Source organism: Flavobacterium sp. AK-301 (assembly GCF_058310215.1).
Genome location: NZ_JBZEES010000008.1, coordinates 15004 through 40703, shown reverse-complemented (window position 1 = coordinate 40703; position 25700 = coordinate 15004). Strand labels below are relative to the sequence as shown.

The window sequence follows — 25700 nt, the reverse complement described above, 5'->3', positions numbered from 1 at the left end:
TTATTATATACAAACCATGAAAAAAACCTTATTGCTTTCTTTAATTGCAGGAATCACTCTTTCTGTACAAGGACAGAATAATAACAGCAGACCTTTTTACTGGCAACAGCATGTTGACTATAAAATGGAAGTAACGATGGATGCCAAAAATTATCAATATAAAGGCAAACAGGAATTAGTTTACACTAACAATTCGCCTGATACTTTAAAAAAGGTATTCTATCATTTATATTCTAATGCTTTTCAGCCGGGAAGCGAAATGGATATCCGACTGAAAACAATTGCTGATCCGGATAAAAGAATGGTAAAAACGATTACAGTAGATGGAAAAGAGATAAAAGAAAGCAGAATCAGTACCTTAAAACCGAATGAAATCGGATATTTAAAAATAACCAACTTTAAACAGGATGGTGCTGTTGCTGTAACTAAAGTAACCGGAACAATACTAGAAGTAAGTCTGGCAAAACCTATTTTACCCGGATCAAAAACTACTTTTACACTGGATTTTGACGGACAGGTTCCTTTACAAATTCGTCGTTCCGGTAGAAACAGTGAGGAAGGAATTGCTTTATCTATGACCCAATGGTATCCGAAACTGGCAGAATATGATTTTGAAGGATGGCATGCTGACCCGTATATGGGTAGAGAATTCCATGGTGTCTGGGGGAGTTTTGATGTAAAAATTACTATCGATAAAGATTATATTCTTGGTGGATCAGGTTACCTGGAAAACAAAAATGAAATCGGTTACGGTTATCAGGATTCCGGCATTACTGTAAAACGCAATAGTAAAACTAAAACTTTAACGTGGCACTTTAAAGCTCCTATGGTTCATGACTTTACATGGGCAGCAGACAAAGACTATATTCATGATATTGTAAAAGGTCCAAACGATGTAGACCTTCATTTTTTATATAAAAATGACCCTTCTATTACAGAAAACTGGAAAAAACTGGAACCAAAGGCAGCTGAGCTAATGCAGTTTTTTAACACAACTATAGGTCCGTATCCCTACAAACAATATTCAATAATTCAAGGTGGTGATGGTGGAATGGAATATGCAATGTGCACACTAATCACCGGGAAAAGAAGTGTAAACAGTTTAATTGGTGTTACAGCACATGAAATGGCACATTCCTGGTTTCAACATATTTTAGCTACTAATGAATCTAAACATGAATGGATGGATGAAGGTTTTACTTCTTTTATTTCTGATCTCGCCATGACACAGGTTGTAGGGGGTAAAGAGAATGAAAACCCTTTTGAAAGTGCTTATAATAACTATCTCCACATGGTAGCAACAGGAAAAGAACAACCTCAGACCACTCATGGAGATCGTTATGACACTAATCTTAATTATGGTATTACTGCATATAGTAAAGGAGCTATTTTCCTGACACAACTGGGATATGTTATCGGAACAGATAAAATGATGGAAACTTTAAAAAGATATTACCATGATTATAAGTTTACGCACCCCACTCCTAATGATTTTAAAAGAACTGCCGAAAAAGTTTCTGGTGCAGAGCTGGACTGGTATTTAACGGACTGGACGCAGACAACAAATACTATCGATTATGGAATTAAGGAAGTAAAAGAAAATGGCAATAAAACGGATATCACTTTAGAGAGAATCGGAAGGATGCCAATGCCTATAGATATTCTGATAGTATATCAGGATGGAACTCAGGAAACTTTTTATATTCCATTGCGAATGATGCGGGCTATTAAAGAAAACCCATATCCTTCTGTAAAAAGAACGGTATTAAATAACTGGGCATGGGCTATACCAACTTATGAATTCAGTATTGATAAAAAGAAAAAAGATATTAAAGTGATTCTTATTGATCCGTCAGAATTAATGGCTGATGTAAATAAACAAAATAACTTTTACGAAGCGAAATAATCTTTAGAATTGAGTATTGAAAAACTATAATCCTTAAGGTAATCCAAAACATCCAGACCAAACGGTAGAGATGTACAACTAACCGTTAGATTACTTACTTAATAATTCCAAATAAAAAACCCTGTTTTCGTCAAATCGGAAAACAGGGTTTTTAAATTTAGAAACGTATATGTTATTTGATAAAACCAAATTTGTCTACAAACATATTACCAATAAGTGGTAGTGGTTTCATTTCTTCTTTTGAAGCTGTTATTGCTCCTACAATCATCAGTATTAAACCAATAACGCCAACTGCCATAGTTACAAAACCTAAAATCATAGCGATTTCTGCCGGTAATAAATTTGCAATAATAGTTACTACTAGATTAATACAAAATACAGTAACAAAAAGACCAAAAGCTTGTTTCAAATGATATTTTACTAATGGGTCTCTTGGTGTTTGTGAATTAGAACTGAAAAAAGAAACTAACCATCCAATAAACGTGATATAAGCTACAGTTGCTAGAGTTTTGTTATTCATTTTTTTAAATTTAAAATTTTATAATTAGAAAGTTACAAACATATTGAAAACAATTAATAAAACAAAATGTTAAAACCATTCATTATCAAAATATTAAATATTTTTAAAAACCGTTTTCTTATAAAACATGTCTTTTCTTAACATACTGACAGGTCAAAAAAAGTCACAAATTCTATTTAAGTTCGTAACTTTGTCAATCAATACGTTTTCAATGAATTTTACTTATCCAAAAAAAGAAAAACTAAAAAGAAAAACAACGATAGAATCACTGTTTAGTGAAGGAAAATCCGTTGGAAAGTATCCTTTACGTCTTGTTTTTACCCCTTTACCGGATTCTGAAAAAGAAAAAATAAAAATCGGGGTTTCCGTTTCTAAAAAATATTTTAAAAAAGCGGTTGACAGAAATTATTTTAAAAGAGTTCTTCGCGAAACCTACAGGTTAAATAAACATCTGTTAACAGATCATCTTCTTCAGCCTCATGCTTTTATGTTTTTCTACCAGAGCAAAGACCGATTAACATATGAAGAGATTAATATCAAAACAATACAGTTGTTTGAAAAATTTATTGATCAATACTGTACTTCTCCTGAAAATACTACTGAATAAATCTCAAAATATTATAAACTTAAGATAACTCTCACGCAATATAATAAAACAGAATTTGTACCTTAATATCTTCAATAAACCACTACTAGTATTAATAATTTTGATATTTTTATAAACAATCTAAGAAATAATTTTTCATACTGAATTCATTATGAGTAAAAAACAGTTTAAACTAACGGTTAACGAAATCAAAGAAATAATAGAATGGCAGGGACCGGAAGGTTGTTTTGCAACGGACAGAATAACGGTTGATGGTTGCAAAGTAGGTTATATGTATCGTGAAGGAATAGAAGACAGTGATTTCGCTGATAGTGGATGGCGTTTTTTTCAGGGGGAGGAAGAAGATGATTATGTGAATAATGAAGCTAATCTTGAAATATATCGACTAAATACAATTTGTAACTATGACCCTGATATTATTCCTTTTCTGAAAGCTCCTTATGGAACAGCATATTTCAGAGATGAGAATGGAGTATTTCAGGAAGAAGAATTAATGGATGAAGAAGAAATTTAAAAGAAAAAAAGCGTAAATCTATGTATACATTTTTCAAAAAAAGATATGTGATTCCGGTTATTGCTACCGGACTTCTGTTTATTGGTACCAGTTTTAAAAATGACTTTTTTGAAATTGCAAAACAGGTAGAGATATTCACTACATTATTCAAAACGATCAATATGAATTATGTAGATGAAACCAATCCGGGGGAACTAATGGATAAAGCTATCAAAAACATGTTGATTGAACTGGATCCTTATACGGTTTATTTTAACGAACAGGACGTTGTTAAATTTAAAATCAATAATACGGGGGAATATACCGGAATCGGGGCTCTGATCAGTCGCAAGGAAGGAAAACTCATCATTACAGAACCTTATAAAAACTATCCGGCAGATAAAGCGGGATTAAAGGCAGGGGATGAAATCATTCAAATCGGAGACATTAACCTTATCGATTTTAAAGAAGATACTTCTCAATTACTGAAAGGAGCTAAAAACACGAAAATAGATATTAAATACAAACGCCAGGGTAAGATCAGTTCTACACAACTGGTCCTTGATGAAGTAGAGGTAAAAGCGGTACCCTTCTTTACTAAGATTGATGATAAAACCGGTTATATTGTTCTGACACAGTTTAATAGTAAAGCCTCTTTGGAAACCAGAAAGGCAATAGAACAGTTAAAACAGGAGGGTGTGGAAAAAATCATCCTGGATCTTAGAGGAAACCCGGGAGGCCTTCTTTCTGAAGCTGTAAATATCTGTAATTTGTTTGTTCCTAAAAATGAGATAATTGTAACTACTAAATCAAATATTGAAAAATATAACAGTGTTTACAAAACCTCTAAAGAACCACTTGATACAGAAATCCCATTAGCTATATTAGTAAACGGACGCAGTGCTTCAGCATCTGAGATTGTAGCAGGAGCTTTACAGGATTTAGACCGAGCGGTTGTAATAGGGAGCAGAAGTTTTGGTAAAGGATTAGTTCAGAGACCTATTGACCTAACCTATGGAACGCAGGTAAAGGTTACTATTTCCCGCTATTATACGCCTTCTGGAAGATGTATCCAGGCTCTGGATTATTCACATAAGGACAAAGATGGTAAAGCAATGAGAACAGAGGAAAAAAACTACGCTGTTTTTAAAACCCGAAAAGGAAGGGCTGTTTTTGATGGTGGGGGTGTACAACCGGATATTGAACTGAATGAATCAAAATTAAGTACGATCACAGAGGCTCTGCTTAAGAATGATGGTATTTTTAATTATGTAACAGACTATTATTATAAACATCCTTCTTTAGGAGACAAGATACCTGTACTTACAGATGCGGATTATAACGATTTTAAGTTGTTTTTAAAGAAGGAAAACTTCTCTTTCGACACAGAGACTGAGAAAGCACTGAAAAAGACTCTGGAGGTCGCTAAAAAAGAAAAAATAGAGGGTTCTATTACCGTTCAATATGAGCAGTTACTTACGGCACTTCAAAAAGGGGAAGAAAATGAACTGAATAAAAACAAAGAAGAAATAAAAAATCTGATTGTTGATGAGATCATCAAAAGATACCGGTATAAAGAAGGTCTGTACCAATACTACACACAAAATAATTCAGAAATAAAAAAGGCGACTACTGTTTTAAATAACCTGTCACAATATGACGCTATACTGAAAAAATAATGTTTAAGTTTTTAAAAATAATACCCTTATTAGTTTGTGGAACTATTTATTCACAAGAAGAAATCAACAAATCAGTCTATTTTGAATTTGATAAATATGATCTGGATAAAGATCAGGCTGATTCTATTATTAATATAATACAATCTATTGATTCTACTCAGATAGAAACTATTGATATCTTTGGCTACTGTGATGATATTGGTAATGATGAATACAATTATACTCTATCAAACAACAGAGCAAATACAATCAAAGAAAAATTAATTGCTAATGGTGTTAAAAATAAAATTGCAATAACTATTGAGGGAAAAGGCCGGGTTCTAATCGAAAAAGACACTGTCAATAATCTGGCTGAAGTCCGCTCAAGAAATCGAAGAGTAGATATTATTATAAGCCTTGAGCCGTTAAAAAAAGAAAAACCGGATATTATCCCCGGGCTTTATACTAAGATAGGAAACAACCACATTGTGGGAGACAGAATTCTTCTGGAAAATCTCTTTTTTGAAAGAGGTAGCAGTAAACTTAACGTAAAGGCCAGGAATGAACTGGATAAAATTGCAAGAACATTGCAAAAACATAAAAACATTCAGTTTGAAATTCAGGGTCATGTTTGCTGTACTCCTGCTTTTCAAAAAGAAGCCATAGATAAAGACACCAAAAAAAGAGAACTTTCTAAAAACAGGGCAGAAACAGTTTATAAATATCTGGTACTTAAAAAAATTGCAAAAACAAGAATGAAATTCAAAGGATACGGCACCTCTGCTCCTTTAAAAAGAGGAAGTGAATATGATCGCAGGGTAGAATTTCTTATCACAAAAACCTGACAGTGTGAAATGTAAAATGTTTTTTGTGAAATATAAAATGTGAAAAGTGAGATGTAAAAAGTTAGCAGAGCTACTAATTACATCTCACTTTTCACATTTTACTTTTTTTACATTATGGAAGAGCTGTTGCCATACAAGGACAATCACTTATTCCCTGGAACAGGTCAAGTCCCAGAGTGACCATATGTGTTCCTGAGTTATAGCCCATAATACTATTAGTGGTCACCTGATATGAGTAAGCAAAATAGAAATTTGACTTCTTCAGTCCTGCCATCGGTCCGATAGTTAAAGGCTTTAACATCTGATCGTTTAAAAAACGATAGGTGATTCCTGCCCAGAAATAATCTTCATGTTGCAAAAAACGGAACTTTAAATTCAAATCTGTACTTGAACGTCCGTCACTTTCATAATACTGAAAGAATGCGGAAGGCTCTATTTCAAAATCACTTAATCGGTCTTCTTTCCATACATAACCGGTATAAAGCTGATAGGTTCTTAATGCAATTGGTTCAATCCCGGTAAAATCATCTACGTTTTTATTCAGAATATTGGCAATACTAAAATTGACATAGAAACTCTTCTCTCTGTACAGCATACCTACATCAAAGTTATGATTCGTAATCGCACGATTATCGTATACTCCCGGATCAGGAATATTAGGATCAAATTTATCAATATCAATTTTAAACTGATTGAAATTATACGACAATCCGAAAGACAGATATCTCTCTGCATATTTATCTAATATAAGATGATGTGCAAAGGCTATTTTACCTCCTTGTTGTTTTGTATATCCGTTTTTATCATTGTACAGAAACAATCCCAGACCGGAACGATTAGCAACTCTGAAATCTGCTGCTAACGACTGATTACTTGGAGCATCTTTAATTCCTACCCATTGTGTTAATCCGTTTATTCTGATTTTTGCATTATCACCGATACCGGCGTAAGTCGCTGCTATGCTAAACGGGTTATCTGCCAGATATTGCGTCTGGGCGGGAATCGTTAATTCCTGTGAATATAGGTTCGTTATAAAGCCAACTGCTACTACAATATATATTATTAATTTTCTCATCATTATTTTTTTATAAAAACATATCAATTTACCCGAAGAAAACGGTATCCGATCAGCTATTGTCAATAGCTGATCGGATCCTCTCTTATCTATCTATAAAGAGTGAAATTTCCAACAAATTCTCTACTGTCCTCATCTCCGTTTAGCTTAATTACATACCAGTAATCTCCTGCGGGTAATGAAGTACCTTTATATTTTCCGTACCATGATTCTCCTCGTTTTAACGTTTCCATTTCTCTTCCTTGACGGTCAAAAATATAGGTCTTGATATTAGGGAAATCATCAATGTTTTTTGGTGTCCAGGTATCATTATGTCCGTCATCATTCGGTGTAAAGAAATTTGGTACCTCTATATCCAGAAACTCCATATATATCTCTCTTGTTACCTGACAACCACCTTCATCAACTAAGGTAACGGTATGAATACCTGTGGTTTTTACTTTATATGCATTACGACTTCCATGATCCTGATTATTAAAATAATGACGATATGCTCCTGTTCCACCACTTCCTTTTGCTATTATTTCATTTAGTCCACCTACTGAAAGGGCCAGATCTAACGGGGCTATAGTAACAATCTCAAACGGAATCGTTTCTTTGATACAGCCACTGTCATGTAACACTTCTACTTTATGTATTCCGGTTCTCAGATTAGTAAAGGTATTCGATTCTTGTGCAGTGCCTCCGTCAAGAGAATATAAGACTCCATTTTCTGCTTCAGCATTCACATGTATTGTTACCTGATTTCCTCTTATGTTCTGCTGATCGCAATTGTAGGCAATTTCTGCCGTAGGATTAATATTAATCGCTATTGGCATCTCTACACGTTCAGAAACAATACATCCATTGTAATCTTTTACATAGATCGTATACGTCGCACCACCTGCCAAATTCTCAAACAGAACACGATTCGGAACAAAATCTGCTTCTTTATCAGAGTTGATACTCGTAGAATAAGGAGCCGTTCCATTTTTAATCTTAACCTCAATTATACCGTCTTCATCTCCGTAACAAAGTTCAATTTCTTTGTTCACTGTTATTTCGATTTTTGGTATTTCTGTTACGGTAACCGGAATTTCTACAACACAGCCTATTTCATCTTCTACATAAACAGTATAAGAACCTGCTGGTAATTTTTCAAATTTCGGTGCCAATTGGAATACATCCGGATTAGTTGAAATTGCATATTGCAATATTCCTGTACCACCCGTTGCGGTTATATCAATAATTCCTGTTGACTGACCTCCACAAAGTATTAAACTAGGTTTGGCAGTAGCAACGATCGGCTGATTATTTGTTATGAATTCCTTTATTGTTTGAATACAACCGTTAGTATGCTTCATCCAGATAGTATGTTCTCCATTCGTAATTCCGGTAAAAGTATTACTGGACTGATACACTGTTCCATCCATTGAATAAGTAACATCAGCAGGATCAAGCTCCGGATTTATCGTTACCACCACTGTATTAGTCGGTACATTATTATCACATACCGGTTTTAATTTATAACTTCCCTGAAAGTCTACCGGTTTATCTAAAAAGAAATACGCATCAGTAAAGCAACCATTGTCATCTTTTATATAAATAGAATATCCTTTACCTCCTTCTAAATTTTCAAATTCAAACCTGCCTTCGGTATAAGTACCTTTTATATCATCTAAACTGGTAAAATATGGTGCGGTTCCTCCTGTTGGAGTTACTATTATACTTCCTTTACCATCTCCTTTACATAACTCTTGGGTTGTGATACCGCTTACTTTTAATTCCTCCGGCTGCGTAATTTCAATAGGTAAGTCTACATAACATCCGGTATTATTATCCTGAACCTTTATTATATAAGAACCTGCACCTAAATTCTCATAAGTACTTTTTGAACTTAATTTCATAGGCTCAGTTGATGTGGCAAGCGATATACCATATTGATATTCTCCCGAACCTCCGGTAACTGAAAGACTGATTTTTCCATCTGCTTTTTCAAAACAGCTTACTTCTCCTTTAGTTGGTATCACAACAAGAGGAATAGGTTCTTCTAATATAAACTCTTTAGAAATTGCTTCACAGTCTATACTGAGTACTTTTACGTAATAAGTGCCTGCTCCAAGACCACTGAAAACACCTGATTCTCGCGGACCAATTTCATCTCCTGTTACTGTATTTACTAATGTATACCAATAATCTAGTAAACCTCCTGTTGCTGTTGCTATTATTTCGGCATTTTTGCTATCTCTATTACAGCCCACAAACTTACCTGACAGATTTAAATCTATTGTTAACTCCGGAATTGGAGCTATATCGACTGTATTGGTCAGTACTGCCTTACAACCGACGATATCTCTTACATAATATTTATAAGAACCTGCCTGTACCTCTATTCCGGTGGTAAGCGGGTAAAAATTCGTTCCGTCTGTACTATACTCATATGATCCGGTTCCTCCTGCTACTGTCATTTCCAGTACAGCTCCTTTTTTACAGGTAAGTGTTTTTCCAATAGACAAAGTAGCAGTAACAGGATTCGGTTGTTTAATTTCAACAGTAGTGGTTTCTCCTTTACAGTTCCATCCGTCATAAATCGTTACATAATATATACCGGCTCCTAAATCTGAAAATTTATTACTTAACTGAGATCCTGATGTTGTACCATTCTCATAATGTAAAACATAGGTGTAAATTCCTTGTCCGCCTGCAGCAGCTACTGTAATCGTAGCATCTCTGTCTTCAAAACAAGATAATAAATCTTTATCGGCAACAATAGTTCCTGTTATCGGCACAGGTTCCTTTAATATAACCTCCTCTAGTACTTCACAACCATTACGATCTTTTACAGTAATTTGATACTCTCCCGGAGATAAATTTCTAAATATTGATTTTCCTGAAAAGGCTTCAACTATACTATTAGTCGATTTATTAAACAGCTGATACTGATATTCTTCCCAACCTCCTTTTGCTACTACCGTGATCTCTCCTTTGTTAAGATCACAAGTCACAGAGGCCGTTTCTTTTGCGCTTAATGCCAGAGCAAATTTCGGTTCAAAAACTTCGAAATCGATAGTTTTTTCACAACTAGGGAAATCCTGCTCTTTCACTTTAAGAGTATATTTTCCGGCTCCTAAATTAACAATCTCATCCACTTGTCCGGTCGTATACGTACCTTTTTTAACGGAAATATTGTTAACCGATATACTCCACTTAAACGATCCTGAATAATCAATACTCTTCATTGAAAAGGAAACTGTACCTGTTTCCGTCCCTTTACAAACTACATCATTTAATTTTTTAACGGTTGGAACCGGATCATTTGGTTTTATTACAGTATGAGACGTACGAATTACACAACCAGTGGTTTTATCCCGTATTGCATAAAAATAAGAACCAGGTTGCAGATCTGTAAAAATAAACGCCCCATCCCAACTTACTCCGTCATCTTTACTGTATTGAAAAGCATATGGATCTGCCGGAGTGACGTCACTCTCTGAGGTCATTACTACAATCTTAATATCTTCTCCTGTATTAACACAGCTTATTTTATCCATTATCTTTGGTGTAGCGCTGACTAATTTATAAAAAGGCGCAATATCTACGGATCTTTCTTTTGATGCTTTACAGCCATTAGTATCAGATAGATTTATTGTATAAGTACCTCCTGCAGTATTGATAATGTTCCAGCGTACTTCTGATGTAGGTTGTATTGTATTATCATCAATAGAAGCTATAACCTCTCCTAAGGCATTTTTTAATTCAAAATTATACTTGCCGTTTCCGCCTGTTACTTTTGAAGGATCAATCGTGATAACAGCGTTGTTCATAGTATTACCTGTAGTACAACCAAACTGTTTTACAACCGGATCTCCGATTACAATAATATCAGGCTGACGTATGGTAAGAGTATTTTTAGCCTCACAACCTCTTTCTGAAATCACTTTAATAAAATACTTCCCTGCAGGTAAATCCTTAAAGATATTAGAACCCTGAAGAGGACCGTAATTAATACTGTATTGATATGGAATATTGATATTCGTTGCATCCAGATTAACAGTAATTGTACCGTCTTTTCCACCATAACAAGTAACATGAGTTGGTTCAGCTTTAAAAACTACCGGACTCGGCTTGTCTAATGTTATTGAGAAATCTTTAGTACAAAGCGTCTCAGCATCTTTGGCACGAATAATATAGTCTCCATGCTCTAATCCGATAAATACGGATGAAGATTGTGACGAATGTATTTCGGTTCCTGCTTTATTTAATAAACTATAAGTATATTTTCCGGAACCTCCTGAAGCGGTTGCCTTAACCTCTCCGTTAGGAGTAGCAAAAATATCACACATCGGTTGTTTCACAACGATTGCAGTCAGACCCAGTGGTTTTAATATCGTGATTGAATCTGTTAATGTACAACTGTTACCATCTTTAATGATAATAGTATGAACTCCTGAAGTTAAACCAGTATAGTGAAAAACACCTTTTTGTGAAACAAATGGACTTCCATCCAGACTATAGGTATACGGTCCTACTCCTGTTTCTCCTGTAGGAATAGAGTGTCTGTTTACCTTAATACTAAATTTACCTTCTGCTGCACAAGCATCATCAATTGTTAAATCAAATTCAGGTGTCTGATCTTTTGGTAAAGTGATTTGAACCCCACTTATACAGCCATTATCATCTTTAGCATAAACAATATAATTACCTGCTGCACTGAAAAGAACAGAGTTTTCAAACCAATCTGTATCTGTCGGAGGATCAATAGTTGTTCCTCCTGTATACGGCTTAATAGAATATTTGTATTTACCTGCTCCGCCTGTTGCTATTACTGTGATTTGTCCGTCTGTTTTACAATTTGCGTTTTTAGTAACCTTTGCTGTTACGCCTAGCAAATTAGTTGCCTCTGTAATTTTAAAGACACCGGAAACTTGGGTACAACTATTCGTTTCTCCTACTTTCTCTGTAAATAAAATAAAATAATCTCCCGGAAGTAAATCCCCCAAATCATCTACTGTAACAGAGTTTACTCCTGCTACACTTTTATTTCCACGTACCGTATTTCCATCTTTTCCTATTGTCGGCTTATTATTTGATACGGAATAAACTACATAATCTACAGAATCAGCACCTGATTTATACCCCTCAATAGTGAAACTCACTTTTCCGTCTTCTGCTCCTTTACAGGTAACATTTTTAGAAGTAATTACAGAGGTCAGAGTCGATAACGTAGGAATAGGCTTATCTGATCTTTCATAATAAGCACATTTTGTTGATACGTCATATATGATAAAAGTATACGTAACACCCGGAATAAGATCATTAAACGTTATAGACTTTCCGTCTGCACTATCTGCCGGCTTATAATCGGGATGCCCCAGATAATAATCTGGAATACCTTTATAATGAATGGCAAAATAGAAGGGTCCACGACCTAATAATTCTCCACCAGCAGTAACTGTTGCTCCACCTGACAAAGTACAATCTGCCGCCACCGGCTGCACTTTAATTTCCAAATGATTCGGTGGTGAAGCTATATCAATTTCATCTGATATTTTTGAACAACCATTCGCATCGATAACTTCAACTTTATAATATCCAAAATCAAGAACAGTAAAAGGATGATTTTCACCGGATGTTGGTCCGAACGACTGTTTCTCTCCGGAACTATCTGTCAGATAATACATATAAGGAGCCGTTCCTCCCTTAACGTTGATGACTTTAATTTCACCCGGTTCTGTTCCATTATCTCCACATGTGATATTCTTTTCGTCATGGCCGAATGTAACTGCATCTTTTTGATCTATTTTTACCATCGCCCCTACTGAAGTAGAACAGCCCTTATGGTCAATAGCGAATACTATGTAATCCCCGGCAGGTAAGCCTGTCGTCTGAGTGCCATAATCACCTCCTCCTGGACCTACTTTAACAACTCTAATAGCATAAGGAGCCGTTCCTCCTGTAATGTCTACATTAATCTCTCCGGTTTCTGAACCGTGACAATTAATAATTGGTCCTTGGGTTGGTGTTACAACAAGAGGCACTAATGGCTCGACCACCACTTCAACTGTTGTAGATTCACAACCTTTGCCTTCTTTATCTTTAAAAGAGTCTATAACTTTAAAAGTATAGCTTCCCGGTTCTGCTGTTTTATAATCTATTGTTACTCCTGTCAGTTCAACTAAGGAACCTATAGGCGCTCCGTCTTTATAAATCTGATAGTAAAAAGGAGCAACACCTCCTTGTACTGTTAATTTTATATCTGCTCTGCGATCTGCTGAACAATCCAGATCTTTTTGTAATGTTGCTAAAGCAATTAATGATTCCGGAACAGACACCTCTATTTCTGTTTTACAATCCAACTGATCACGAATCGAAAATTTATGGATTCCCGGTGATCCGGAGAAACTAAACTTTGTTATTGTTTTCTGCCATACAGCACCTACTACACCTTCTTCTTTTATATTATAATAGAGATCATTTCCTATTACATAAGGTTTCCCTCCTGCTATATCAATAACAAAATCATAGGAAGAACAGTCCTGTGTCACAGTAGTAGTTATCGGTTCTAATTGTTCCAGATCAAATAAATAATCTGCCTGACATCCATTACCATCTGTTACAGTTGCTTTATATTCTCCTTTTATCGTCAGACCAATAAATTCAGGACTAGTCTGAGCCGGTAATTCAGTACCGTCAGGAAGTTTTAATTCATATTTATTGTTACTTGATCCACCTTCTGTTTTTAACTTTACAGTAACAACACCACAAGCAGTAAAAGTTTGTTTCTCTACTGAAAGTGTTAATTCTTCCGGCTTATTGATAGTTACCGGTACATGTCGTATTACTGGATCTGTCCTTTTTTGCACATATTTCATTGCCCAAGCCAGTGTATTAGCATAAAACACACTGTTATAAACATCCACACGATCCGTAGCGTTATTACCATAATTTGACTTAGCAATAGGAAATGAATTAGCATCATTTCTTGCGGGCCAAATTACATTACTCATGCCTCTTCTGTCTCCTGCTACAAAACCACCGTCTCCTATATAGAAATATCCAAATTTCTTATCCCTAAAAGCATTTACTTTTTTTGAATCGTTCTGAGCGGATGAATAGGCAACAATATCATCCGTTGGTAATCCGGTAAAATAAACGGTTGTACCATTATCTTCTCCCCAGTTTTTTTCTCTAATGTCTCCAAAAGGTCCATTTAAAACAGGATCTGTTATTGATGGTAACTTATAGAGAGATCCTCCGGAACCATATGCCCCAACAGAAATTCCGGTACCATATAAAGCATCATGCAATCTTTTTGAAGCATTCTTGTCTTCATTATAATAAATAACGACTCCTTGTTTATTCTTTATAAAATCTACTAAAACAGTAACGGTAGCATCATCTACATTATAAGGATATCCCATTACAATAATATCTATTTTATTATTGTCTATTAAAGTTTTAAGAGCTGTTCCTCTGGTCATTTTTCCATCTGTAATAGTAACTCCATCTGTATTCACATAATTACTTACAGGTCCAAAATTAAGAGCTGACTCTAATACTGCACGAGCAGTTTGAGGATTTGTGGAAGTTGCTATACCACTTGCTAATCCCGGCTGATATGCTCCAGCTCCAAGACCTAATACGTTCATACTTTTGTACATACATGGAATACTCGCACTTTTTACTAAAATGTCATATGTACCCTGTGCAAGATTGTCTACTGTAAATTGAGAATTATTATCTACAGAAGCAACAATCCAAGAAACGCCGCTATCCAGACTATATTGATAATCTGTAGAATTATTTACTTTTATGGTAGCGGTACCATTTGTATCATTGAAACACATAACATCTGTTTTACCAATTAGATCGGCTGTAAATGTTCTATCTTCAACAGTAACGGATGCTGCTATTCCTATATTAAAATCACAAACTTTTGGTATCTGATATACCTGAATATCATCTATTCCCAAATCATTTCCACTTGTTACGAATGAATTGGTTCTGATTCTTAATTTTAAAGTGTCATTTCCTTCCGGGTTTAAACCCATAGAAATTAAATTCCATTGTTGATTTTGTTTAATATCTCCGGAATCATAAGTTGCAATTACTCTATTATTAACAACCGACACTAATTCGACTGTAATATTAGGAGCGCTTCCTGATGCTCTGGCGTTTAATAAATTAATCCCCCATAATGAAACATTTATATTCTGAAAGGGTATAATGTCTTTAATAATTTTTTCATAAATAATATTACTATCCGGATGAGTTCCGGGTCTCCCAACATTAACAATTAACATTCTTCCATCTGGATTTCCAGTATGATCTGTTAAATCTTGAATCCAACCATCCTGAACAGGGCTGATTTTTTTTGTTATTGTATAATAGCCGTCATCTATGTATCTGCGATCTTTACTCTGATCCAGAAAGATATACCCTTTAATCTCATTTGGACGGGCAACATTTTCTCCTGTCCCATAATCATCCTGCAACAAAATACTTGGTGTAGGTTCTTTTTTCTCTTTATACTTTAGTACTATATCATATTGTCCCACAGGAACATTATTAAAAACATTGGAAGACTGTGGTCCTATTTCACTATTATTTTTTGTTTCTACTAAACTATAGCTATAATCATAATCCGGACCGGTAGTCTTAATAGTAATTTTAGCTTTACTATCACATTCATATTCAACTTCAGAACTAACCTTAGGAGCTACAGGCTGCGGATTTATTGTAATTTTCATTTCAAAAACACAATCGTTATCATCCTTAATACGTACCGGTAAATCTTTACCTACGGGCATATAGCCTTCCTTACTATCGGCATAAGGTTCTCCATTAAAACTATACCAATAAGATCCTGTTCCTCCAATAGCATTTGTCACTCTTACTTTTGCTCTATTTCCATTATTAGGATCACAAGCTATATCTTCGGCTATACCTACAGAGGCTTTAAGAGGAATAGCAACCTCTTTTATAATTATATTATGCTGTCCCAGATCGCATTCCACAGGAGAAATACCTGGTTCTGAAATTGGACTGTAACGTACATAAACAGTATAAGAACCTGCGGATAATCCTTCAAAAATCTCTTCATCCTGATAATCTGTTCCATTAATACTATAGCTCAATTTGTGTCCGTTAGAAATAATATCTTCTATTTCAATACTTCCTGTGTCACCATAACATTTTACATTATTTCCTTTTACGGTATAAGTAGGAAGAATCGCGGGTACAATTTCTGTTTCTGTTGTAATACGGCATCCGCCACTATCTTCAACAACAATAGTATAGATTCCGGGGGTTGTAACCGGAATGGTATTATGCATTAATTGCGGCCCGTCTTTATAATCTTGATCTTTAACATAATAGTAATAAGGAGGTATTCCGCCTGTAGTATTTATTCTGATATATCCATCCTGACAGGTTATAGGCATAACCGTTTTGGTTACAGCTAAAAGTTTAGGAGCGGTCAGTACTATTGTATTTGTAGCAACGCAGCCATCATCTGTCAAAACCTCAACTTTATAAGTTCCTGCATTCAGGTCGTCAAAAGTATAGTCATTACTTGCTACACCGCCTACCAATCCGGAAGTTTCGATCAGTTGTTCTTCCTGATAAAGGTTAAATTTATATTGTGGCTTCACATTATCAACCTGCACACGAATACTTCCTTTACCATCATAACAGGAAGGATTTGCAGGGAAAACATTTACTTTTATCTCCTGTTTTAAAATAAGAATATCCTCTGCCTTAAAAATACAGTTTGCTATTCCTGCCTCCTTCTGTTTTATGAAAACAGTATAATTACCTGAAGTAGTAATTGGGAAAATTGGACTTGGTCCATAAGGTCCCGCAATATTATTGAGACTAAACTCATATTCGGAAGTAGGGATACCTGTAATTTTAATCTCTCCTTTTGTATTACATACTATATCCGATTTAATAATAATCGGATCTAATAAATTTTTATAAACGTTAAAATAAAAACGTCTGAAACATCCTCCGGGATATGTAATTTCCAGTCGATATTGTCCTTCTTTTTTTACAGTAAAATTTGGTCCTGTTGCAAGACTAGTCCAAGTACAATTAGAATCTGTATTGGGACAATTCTGCTGTATCTGAGCAGTACAATTTTTACTGTTTTCATCTAATTTTTCCCATTTAATTGATTCTACGCCGGTTATATTCGTTTTAATAGTTTTTTCTGTCTTAGTACCACACAGAATAATTTCTGCCAACTTTTCATCATCATTAGGGCATGTTACCATCTGAGTAGCAAAAGGCTCTAATGGATTTACAGGTGAATTCTTAAAACGAACAACGGTAAATTTCTCTGTTAATCCTAAACAACCATGTGCTCCCTGTTCAGTAACAGTATACACTCCGGGAGTAGTTGCTGTATAAGTCGAATTTCTGCCTACTACTGTGCCTTTACTATCTGTCCAGGAATAAGAAGCATAATCTTTACCTGCTTCCAGAACAACTGTATCCTTACACAATACCACTTCCTTCTCAAAAACGCAACTTTTTAGTCCTACAATAGTATTGGTAGGAGCTTGTACTCCCAAACCACAGGCATCAAACCCGGGGAAACTTTTATCATCAGAAATAATGGTTGGATTCTCAATTCCTCGATACGAGGAAGCTGCCTGGTTCTGAATTTGGTAAGAACAGGCATCTCTCATACTGCCACAGTCAGCAACACTAATTCTAAATTTTATAGTATACTTAGCCCCTCCTTTTCTAACCAGTTTATTCTGCACTTTAAACGTCAACCGATGAGTCTCCGGAAAATAATCGGCCACAACCCCATTTGGCGCTTCAATATACACCGGTGAATCAAAATTAACATTAGCAGGTAACTTATCTTCTATAATGAAATCAGCAGCATCATCATTTCCTATATTTTGGAAAGTCAGTACATAATATATATCCTGATTAGGTACAACATCTCCTGACCCTATTGGCCTCATCGAACTATCCTCTACCGTTTTTTCTACAACTATTTTAGGTTCTACAATTTCAACATTAAAAGCACCGAAAAACATCTGATAAACATCTCCTGATGACGTAATTTTCAGGGTTGCTTTTGTTTCATTATTCCCTATCAAGGAGCTGGGTATATTCGTAATATCAGCATCATACCCTAATGTGTTTCTACTTGCTGGTTTTCTATCCAGATATTCTGTTCCTAATATTGAGATACGACTATTAAAAAAGTTATTACTAGGTTTCATATTATTGTATAATGCCGTATACGAATATTTATTACCCGCTTTAAAGAAAAGCTGATCTCCTGAATTTAGTAAGTCTCCTTCTAAAGCTGATGAAGCTAATTTTGCCTTTACTGTACCGTTAGGTATTGTTTTAAATCCGGAAAGCAAAACATCTGTTGCTTGATGTGAACCAGAAGCTCCTGCAAAACCATCAAATGAAGTAATATATTTACCGGGTAAATTAGGGTCTTCATATACAAAAAAGATAGTCCATCCTCCTGCTGCACCTCCAAATGGCAAATAACCCTGAGTGGCTCTTATATTTGCTACGGTATATTCTCCGGAAGCATTTTTTTCATTTATATATTTTGTAATATCTGCATAACAGGCATAAGGTGAATCCTCACCGAAATTTGTTGTTTTAAATCCATCATATAAAATCTCACCTGTTATATCTACATAATTACCTCCGGGAACTTTTAATTTTATCTGATTAAATGTATTCTCTCTTACATTATCTCCCGAAAATACCCATCTACCCCACGCATTCGTATTTCTGTATCCTTTGTTATACCTGTAGTTTGCAGCCCAGTATAAACCGGCATATACCATTTTATAACACTTATGATCAGACATTGATAAATTCGCACTACTAGAACTAAAAGTAGACGGATCATTATCAATATCAATATACCGCATATCTAAATTGTTATTATACTGTGCTTTCTGACCATTATAACCATTATTATAAGGAACATTGGGTGAAGTTGTAGCTGTATGTCTATTTAAGATACCATTAGCAATAATAGTCATATCTCCTTTTATCTTCTTATCAAACCTTGGTTTAAATTCTTTCGCTACCTGAGCTATTGTTGTAAAAGGAACTAACAGTAGTAAAATATAATATATTTTTTTTGTAATGTATAATTGTTTCATATAAATCAAACGAATTCTTTGTTTTAATAATTTATTTATCTTATAACTTTTCTATATAGTAGTCATCTATTTTTTAGTATCATAGTTTTTTTATTGTTATAATGATTTATCAATATGTAAAATCCATATAGGACCATCATAGGAATTATTCAATCTTGACTTATAAGCTTCTCTAATTTCACTTAATGTATCATATCTCTTTAAATAAGTATATTTCAAGTTAGTTTTTTGGTCTGTAAAATAAGCTGCGGTACTAAATCCATTTGCGTGTAACTGATCCATGAATCGATGTAAGTTTTCTTCTTCTTTATATACATTCACAATCAGATAATATCCGGCTTCTACTCCTGCAAGATTCTGTCTTAAAATTCTTTCTTCAGAGGATTTTTCACCTTTTGATTTCTGTCCTGCTATTTCCTTATTCATTTCATCTACGGATGCCGGAACGGGACCTGGTTTTGTTTCTGCACTAGCAATTTTCTCTGTTTCTGCTTTTGGCTCTTCTACTATCGCAGGTTCTTTCTTTACTTTTTCTTTTGGTGTTCTTTTCTGACGTGTTGTTCTTTCATTTGACGCTACATTTCTCTCTTCTGTATAGGGCTTAAATGAATAAGCAAAGACTATTTCATGTGTCGCTCCAAAATCGGATAATAATTTTTTTGATCCTTTTTCATAGGTATATCCCAATGATAAACGTTGTGACAAATGAAATCCTATACCATAAGACATTCCAAAAAAATCATCATATCCTGCTTGTACCCAGCCTGCCTTTGGCAAATCTAATATGGAACCGAGAGACCATGTGAAATCTTCATTTTCTTTTGATCTTCCTGTTGCTATCGCCGCTATTTTTCCGTTTTCAAACAAACCGGACCCACTTTCCAGTTTTTTAGTGTACATAATATGTCCTGCAAATTTTTTTCCTGAGAATTCTTTTAAAAAGATGCCTTTAGTAATATTATAATTTGCCAGATTTTCTGCGTATAATCCAATATCAAAACTACCTAATGTTAGGTTTACCCCCGGATGTAAAGCAACAAAGGAATCCTTTCCAACCTGTTGTATAGATGGATCCGGATCTCCTGCCACTGCTCTTCCTTCATCTATACCACTATTATAATATACAACATTAAACCCTAAGGTCAGACTGTTCTTCTCACTAAACTTAACATTATAGGCGTAGTTTCCTATGGCTCCAAAATTTGTAAAAATCCCAAGTTTCTGCTGATATAGTCCTAACCCAACTCCTGCTCTTTCACTTATTTTCCCTGAATAATTTATAAAATACGTTTTTGGGGAATCGTTAAACTGCATCCACTGATTACGATGATAAAAATTAATATAAGAACGGTCTTCTCCAACAAATGAAAATGTTGGATTCATTAAAAAACGATTAAACTTCAATGCATTCTGATATGGAATATCAAAAGGTACTGTTACACTTTCCTGAGCTTTCATTAATCCTGAGAGACAAAGAAATACTACAAATAAATATTTTTTCATCATATTACTTTAATATTGTTATTGAGCCTCGTTTTACTACTTTACCTTCTTTAACTATCTGATAATAGACCACTGGTCCATTAGAATAATCAAAACTTGTCTGAGGCCAATTATTTTGATACTCTTTTTGCTGAAAAAGAATTTTTCCTCCAGCACTTATAATTATAATTTCTACATTATTCTGATATGCATATTCATTTGGTAAATTCCAAGTGTCATTTATTCCGTCTCCGTTTGGACTAATAACATTCGGAATAACAACGCTCGTGTTTTCCACAAGAGTCACTCTAAATGTTTTTGTAACTTCACAATTTCCTATAGTTGCTACTAAAACATAGACGCCTCCTTCTCTAAGAGTAAGGTCTGATACTGTACTAAGAATCTTATCGTCTTTGTACCATGTATAATTTTGTGCTCCACTTGCAGAAATTATTTTAGATGATCCGTTTACTACTGTTATATTCTCCGGAGCATTAATGGTTACTTTGGATCCATCAAATGAAATAACTTCATAAGAATTAGAATATTGTACACATCCGGACGGAGTAGATACTTTAAGTTTGTAAATACCCGGAACACGTACTTCTAACGAATTTCCTGTTCCTAAAACATCCTGACTCCCTTCTTTATACCACTCATAAACAAGGGGTAAATTTCCATCATTACTATCACTAATAATAGTAACTATAGGGTTATTATCACACAGCATTTCATCTGAACGAATTGTGATTTTTTTATCATATCCTAATTCTACTTTTATTTCATTAGACATAACTGTTTTAAAACCTACAATTTTTATCTGTAACTGATAAGTTCCGTTATTTGTGAAATTATCAATATCGATCTTGCTGATTGTAGCTCCTATTACTTCTGTTCCGTCTTTATACCATTGATAACTATTATTTTTTAACTGATCTGTAACATCTATTATTTCTCCATCTGAAATTATGGCTTCCAGTTTGCTAAGACTAATATTAGTACTCGCAGCACATTTCAGATAATCATCACTCACTCTAATAGCTGCATTGAACCCTGTAGGGTCTAGTATTGAAGTCTTTAATATCTTTTTAATATTACAACCTTTGATTTGTGTTACAACTACTTTATAGTTTCCGGAAGAATCCACCACTAACGAATTCCCTGTTTTTCCTACTATTTCTATTTCATCTCTATACCACTTAAATTCCGGTGAAACTGCATTTGTAATAACTGTAATCTTTTTAGTATCTTCCGGAAGCAAAACAGTTTTATCATTCACATCTACAACTCTACCGTCCACTTCTATTGACGCTGTAATATCATCTGCTGCTGCTTCAAGTATAATTGTATTTGAAGAAGCATTACAGTCACCAAGAGAAACTACCAGACGATACTCCCCTCGGATTGTTGCATCATATTGAGAACCTATTGCTCCTGAAATAATTTTATCGTCTAAATACCACTGATAGGAATAAGACGAATCGGTAGTAAAATTAGAACTCAAACCTATGGATGAACCGGGACATAATAATGTACTTGAAGAAGTGATTGTGACATTCTCCAAACCTCCTGTACTTTTAGTAACTATAACTGCTTTTGAATTAGAAGAATTATCACCACCTACAGAAGTACAAGGTCCATAATCTGTAACAACATAATATCTTCCTGAATCTTTAACCTCTAATGAGCTACCTGTTTCTCCTGGTACTACTTGGCCATCTCTATACCATATATATTTTAAATCCGAATACTTCAAAGGAGAATTATCTGTATTATCAATCTTTAATGTATAGGAACCATTCTCACAAATAGTAACGTTCTCATAACCATTATTAATTGTGAAAATTCCAATGTGTTTTTTATAATAAGCCGGAAAACTATCACTTTCGTTACTTATTATAACCGGTAATGATGTACTTCGTACCCTTATTTTATAATTCTGTCCAAATGTGTTTTGAGGCAAAGAAAACCTCGCTGTATATTGTCTTTTACCGGTGTTTTGTACATAACCAACCTGTTCCGGATTATTAAAATTCCCTTCGGAATCTGATAGCTCGATATTAAAATTAACACCAAGATCAGTCTGAACTGGTCCACTTACTGTAAAAGAGACCGGAAAATCAAAACCAAAAAATCCACAGGCGGTTTCAAAACCCAAACCACCATCAGGTATCGTTATCGCTCCTCCTTGAGAAAACATCAGACCTGAACTCATCAAAAGGAAGAATACAGACAACTTACATTTAGTAAAAATATTATTTTTCATCATTTTTAAACCGTATTTCTTATAAATTATAATATCACTTTATAATAAATCATCTTAATATAGTTATCATAGAGATAAACATATTATAAGATGTTATTTTATATATTTTTAATTTATGATTATATCTCTCGAAAATCATAATAATTAGGTTGTTTTTCATAAAACTTCATTATTTATTATAATATATCGAATGAAGTTACATAAAATAGAGCTAAAGAAAATTATATAAACTTTTTTTAACCTCTTCTCCGTGAAAAAGAGTCAATAGCAGCAAGTATCCTAAAATCAAGCTACAATATTAACACTTTTTTATCTTGTTTAAAAATATATCTTTAAAAAATATTGTCGTGAAAATTTAAAAAATATTAAAAAATTATTAACAAACTTGTGAACAATTCTAAACACAACAGAACCTTATATATTGAAAAACAAACACTTATTACAATAAAATAGTCTATAATAAATGGAAAAATATCTGTTCTTCAAGCTTAAAAAAAAAATGCATACACCTAAATTATTATAATTAACATTGTTTAATAAAGACAAAAATAGACTAAATATCTTTAAAAAAAATTAAAAAAATTAAAAAAAGGGCGTATTTTTTAAGAATACAGCGTTTAAAAGTATAAATTATAAAAAAATACAAAATAGAGTTGTTTTAAAAAAAAAGGTTGTTTTTAATCGTAAAAACAAAGGCATGAAGTGATTAACTGTTTTCTTTATGTTAATTAAACCGGATTTACTTTTCTAAACAAAACATAAAAACAGATTTTTTTTAAAATAAAAATTAGTAGGAATACTACTTCGCAAGTTTAATTCTAAACGAATATAAAGACAAACTACTAAAGTCTCATTTATCATAGAAAGAGAATAAGTACTCGTTCTATTATGATCCTCTGTCTTAAAAGATATTACTATTCTTTTTCTCTCTGCTCTTCTTCATAAATATTCGTTGTTCTATTGCCTTTCATATCGCAAATGACAACTGTTTTATCTTCAATTCTAATCAAAAAAATTTATTTTCAATAATGTATCAAATATTTACATGACAAATGATAACGGACTTTATATCAATATATTGTATAAACTATAAAACAATATTATTTTACGGAATCACCATTTTTATATGAGGGATACCGTCTTCCAGATATTCTTCTCCAACAGGCTCAAAACCATGTGATTTATAAAAACGCAGCAAATAGCATTGTGCAGATATGGTAATAGTTTCTTTATTAAAATATTCTCTGATTCCTTCTATTGCTTTCTTAATAAGTACATGCCCCAATTTCTGCGCTCTGTATTCTTTTGAAACAACAACTCTTCCTATTGAAGTTGTATCAAAATAAATCCCGGCATCAAATAATCTGGAACAGGCTATTACTTTTCCGTCTACAGTCCCTAATAAGTGTAAAGCTTTCATATCTTTCCCGTCTATATCCTGATAAACACAATCCTGTTCTACTACAAATACTTCACTGCGTAGTTCCAACATCTGATATAACTCGACAAGAGTAAGTTCGTTAAACGTTTTTATTTTCCAAATTACAGTCATTCTTTTTGTTTTTAATTTTAATACGGCGAAAATACACAACATTCTCTTTTTACAGAATCATAATTTAATTATTTTCATTCTGGGGGGGAGTAAGACAGGAATGTTATCTATGGGACTGTTTAAATAAATATAAAATTTGTTTTAAACGGTATAACTCTATTTTAAAACTTTAACGGATTTAATTATCGCTTCGAGTTCATGGATAATATCTCTTTTAGGCGTGGAAGGGGCATAAGTAAACCCTTCAATTACTATGATTCTGTCGTTTATACTGTCCATAATGGCATAATTAATAAAAGGACCAAACATAAAATCATTTTTAACTTCCCATGTTCCTCTGGTTTCATAAGCTTTTTTTCCATCTATCTTTTTATGGAGCAGATAAGGAGAATAGGCTTCTTCTGTAATCATATTTGCGTTATCCGGTTTCCCATGAATATAAAGACTTCCTATGGAATCCCGTACACGAATAACGTCACTCATTGCTGTAGCATCACTTTTAACGGAAGATAATGGAATATCATAAATAATAATACTGGAACTTCCGCTTAAAATTTCTTTTTTGATCCATAGAAAATGGTCTTTATTCAGCACATACTGAAATGTGGAAGGGATTTTTAAAGATAGTCTGAATTTATCATTAATGAGCATATCATCCAGTAAACTGACACTTATTATTCTCTGATTCTCTTCTATTTCTCTTTTTTTAATTATTGAAATAATGGAGTCCAGATTACATTCTATTTGTTCTAAAATCTCTGAGATATTTCGTCCTGAAATATAGATCACACTCTGATTTTGTGCAAACTCATTTTCAACTATTTTGAAGTCGTTTTTAGGTTCTTTTCTAATGACCAGAATATTTCTGTAATTAGTCATTAATCCGTTAAAAACTTTGGTAGGATGCTGATTGATATTAAAAATAGGTTCTTCCTGAGGCAGACCGTCTACTGAAGCGGCAAGTTTTTTACGGAGACTGTCTCCTACTTCGCCATTCCACAAAGCATCATCAATAAATATAGATACAGAGTTTATCTTTCCAGAAGATTCTTTAAGATCTGCTTCCTCTTTCTGATCGTGATTACAGGCTGTAAACAAAACAGAAAGAGAAAACAGTACTAAATAAACATTCTTCATAATAACAATATTAAAAGAA

General features: G+C 33.9%; 12 protein-coding genes. 5 read left to right on the top strand and 7 right to left on the bottom strand.

The window, feature by feature from the left end; translation table 11 throughout:
- The first annotated feature begins 16 nt into the window (after nucleotides 1–16).
- Nucleotides 17–1906, top strand: a complete 1890-nt coding sequence (locus AC4FQX_RS11265; protein ID WP_491167799.1) for a M1 family metallopeptidase — start codon at nucleotides 17–19, stop codon at nucleotides 1904–1906.
- Nucleotides 1907–2078: 172 nt separating this feature from the next.
- Here AC4FQX_RS11265 and AC4FQX_RS11260 read toward each other — a convergent pair whose 3' ends face one another.
- A complete protein-coding gene (locus tag AC4FQX_RS11260; RefSeq protein ID WP_491167798.1) occupies nucleotides 2079–2426 on the bottom strand; it encodes a magnetosome magnetite crystal formation protein family in 348 nt (115 codons plus the stop codon).
- A gap of 211 nt (nucleotides 2427–2637) precedes the next feature.
- On the opposite strand from AC4FQX_RS11260, the gene rnpA reads away from it, so the two are divergent.
- From rnpA to AC4FQX_RS11240, 4 genes are all read left to right on the top strand, one after another.
- Complete coding sequence (gene rnpA / locus AC4FQX_RS11255; protein WP_491167797.1) at nucleotides 2638–3033, top strand: ribonuclease P protein component; 396 nt, start codon at nucleotides 2638–2640, stop codon at nucleotides 3031–3033.
- A 151-nt stretch (nucleotides 3034–3184) separates the two neighbouring features.
- The gene (locus tag AC4FQX_RS11250) at nucleotides 3185–3547 is read left to right on the top strand and encodes a DUF2185 domain-containing protein (RefSeq protein WP_491167796.1); all 363 of its coding nucleotides are present in this window, start codon (nucleotides 3185–3187) and stop codon (nucleotides 3545–3547) included.
- A 20-nt stretch (nucleotides 3548–3567) separates the two neighbouring features.
- Complete coding sequence (locus AC4FQX_RS11245) at nucleotides 3568–5205, top strand: S41 family peptidase (protein ID WP_491167795.1); 1638 nt, start codon at nucleotides 3568–3570, stop codon at nucleotides 5203–5205.
- A complete protein-coding gene (locus AC4FQX_RS11240) occupies nucleotides 5205–6029 on the top strand; it encodes an OmpA family protein (RefSeq protein WP_491167794.1) in 825 nt (274 codons plus the stop codon). The genes AC4FQX_RS11245 and AC4FQX_RS11240 overlap by 1 nt, the downstream gene beginning before the upstream one ends.
- 112 nt (nucleotides 6030–6141) lie before the next feature.
- Here AC4FQX_RS11240 and AC4FQX_RS11235 read toward each other — a convergent pair whose 3' ends face one another.
- The 6 genes from AC4FQX_RS11235 to AC4FQX_RS11210 form a co-directional block, all read right to left on the bottom strand.
- A complete protein-coding gene (locus AC4FQX_RS11235; protein WP_491167793.1) occupies nucleotides 6142–7104 on the bottom strand; it encodes a PorP/SprF family type IX secretion system membrane protein in 963 nt (320 codons plus the stop codon).
- Nucleotides 7105–7193: 89 nt separating this feature from the next.
- Nucleotides 7194–19244 carry a T9SS type B sorting domain-containing protein gene (locus AC4FQX_RS11230; RefSeq protein ID WP_491167792.1) on the bottom strand — a complete coding sequence of 4017 codons (12051 nt, stop codon included), beginning with the start codon at nucleotides 19242–19244 and terminating at the stop codon, nucleotides 7194–7196.
- Between the two features lie 96 nt (nucleotides 19245–19340).
- A complete protein-coding gene (locus AC4FQX_RS11225) occupies nucleotides 19341–20747 on the bottom strand; it encodes a PorP/SprF family type IX secretion system membrane protein (protein WP_491167791.1) in 1407 nt (468 codons plus the stop codon).
- A 4-nt stretch (nucleotides 20748–20751) separates the two neighbouring features.
- Complete coding sequence (locus AC4FQX_RS11220; protein ID WP_491167790.1) at nucleotides 20752–22995, bottom strand: T9SS type B sorting domain-containing protein; 2244 nt, start codon at nucleotides 22993–22995, stop codon at nucleotides 20752–20754.
- A 1102-nt stretch (nucleotides 22996–24097) separates the two neighbouring features.
- The gene (locus AC4FQX_RS11215) at nucleotides 24098–24544 is read right to left on the bottom strand and encodes a GNAT family N-acetyltransferase (protein WP_491167789.1); all 447 of its coding nucleotides are present in this window, start codon (nucleotides 24542–24544) and stop codon (nucleotides 24098–24100) included.
- A gap of 156 nt (nucleotides 24545–24700) precedes the next feature.
- The gene (locus tag AC4FQX_RS11210) at nucleotides 24701–25681 is read right to left on the bottom strand and encodes a DUF4837 family protein (RefSeq protein ID WP_491167788.1); all 981 of its coding nucleotides are present in this window, start codon (nucleotides 25679–25681) and stop codon (nucleotides 24701–24703) included.
- Nucleotides 25682–25700 lie beyond the last annotated feature (19 nt).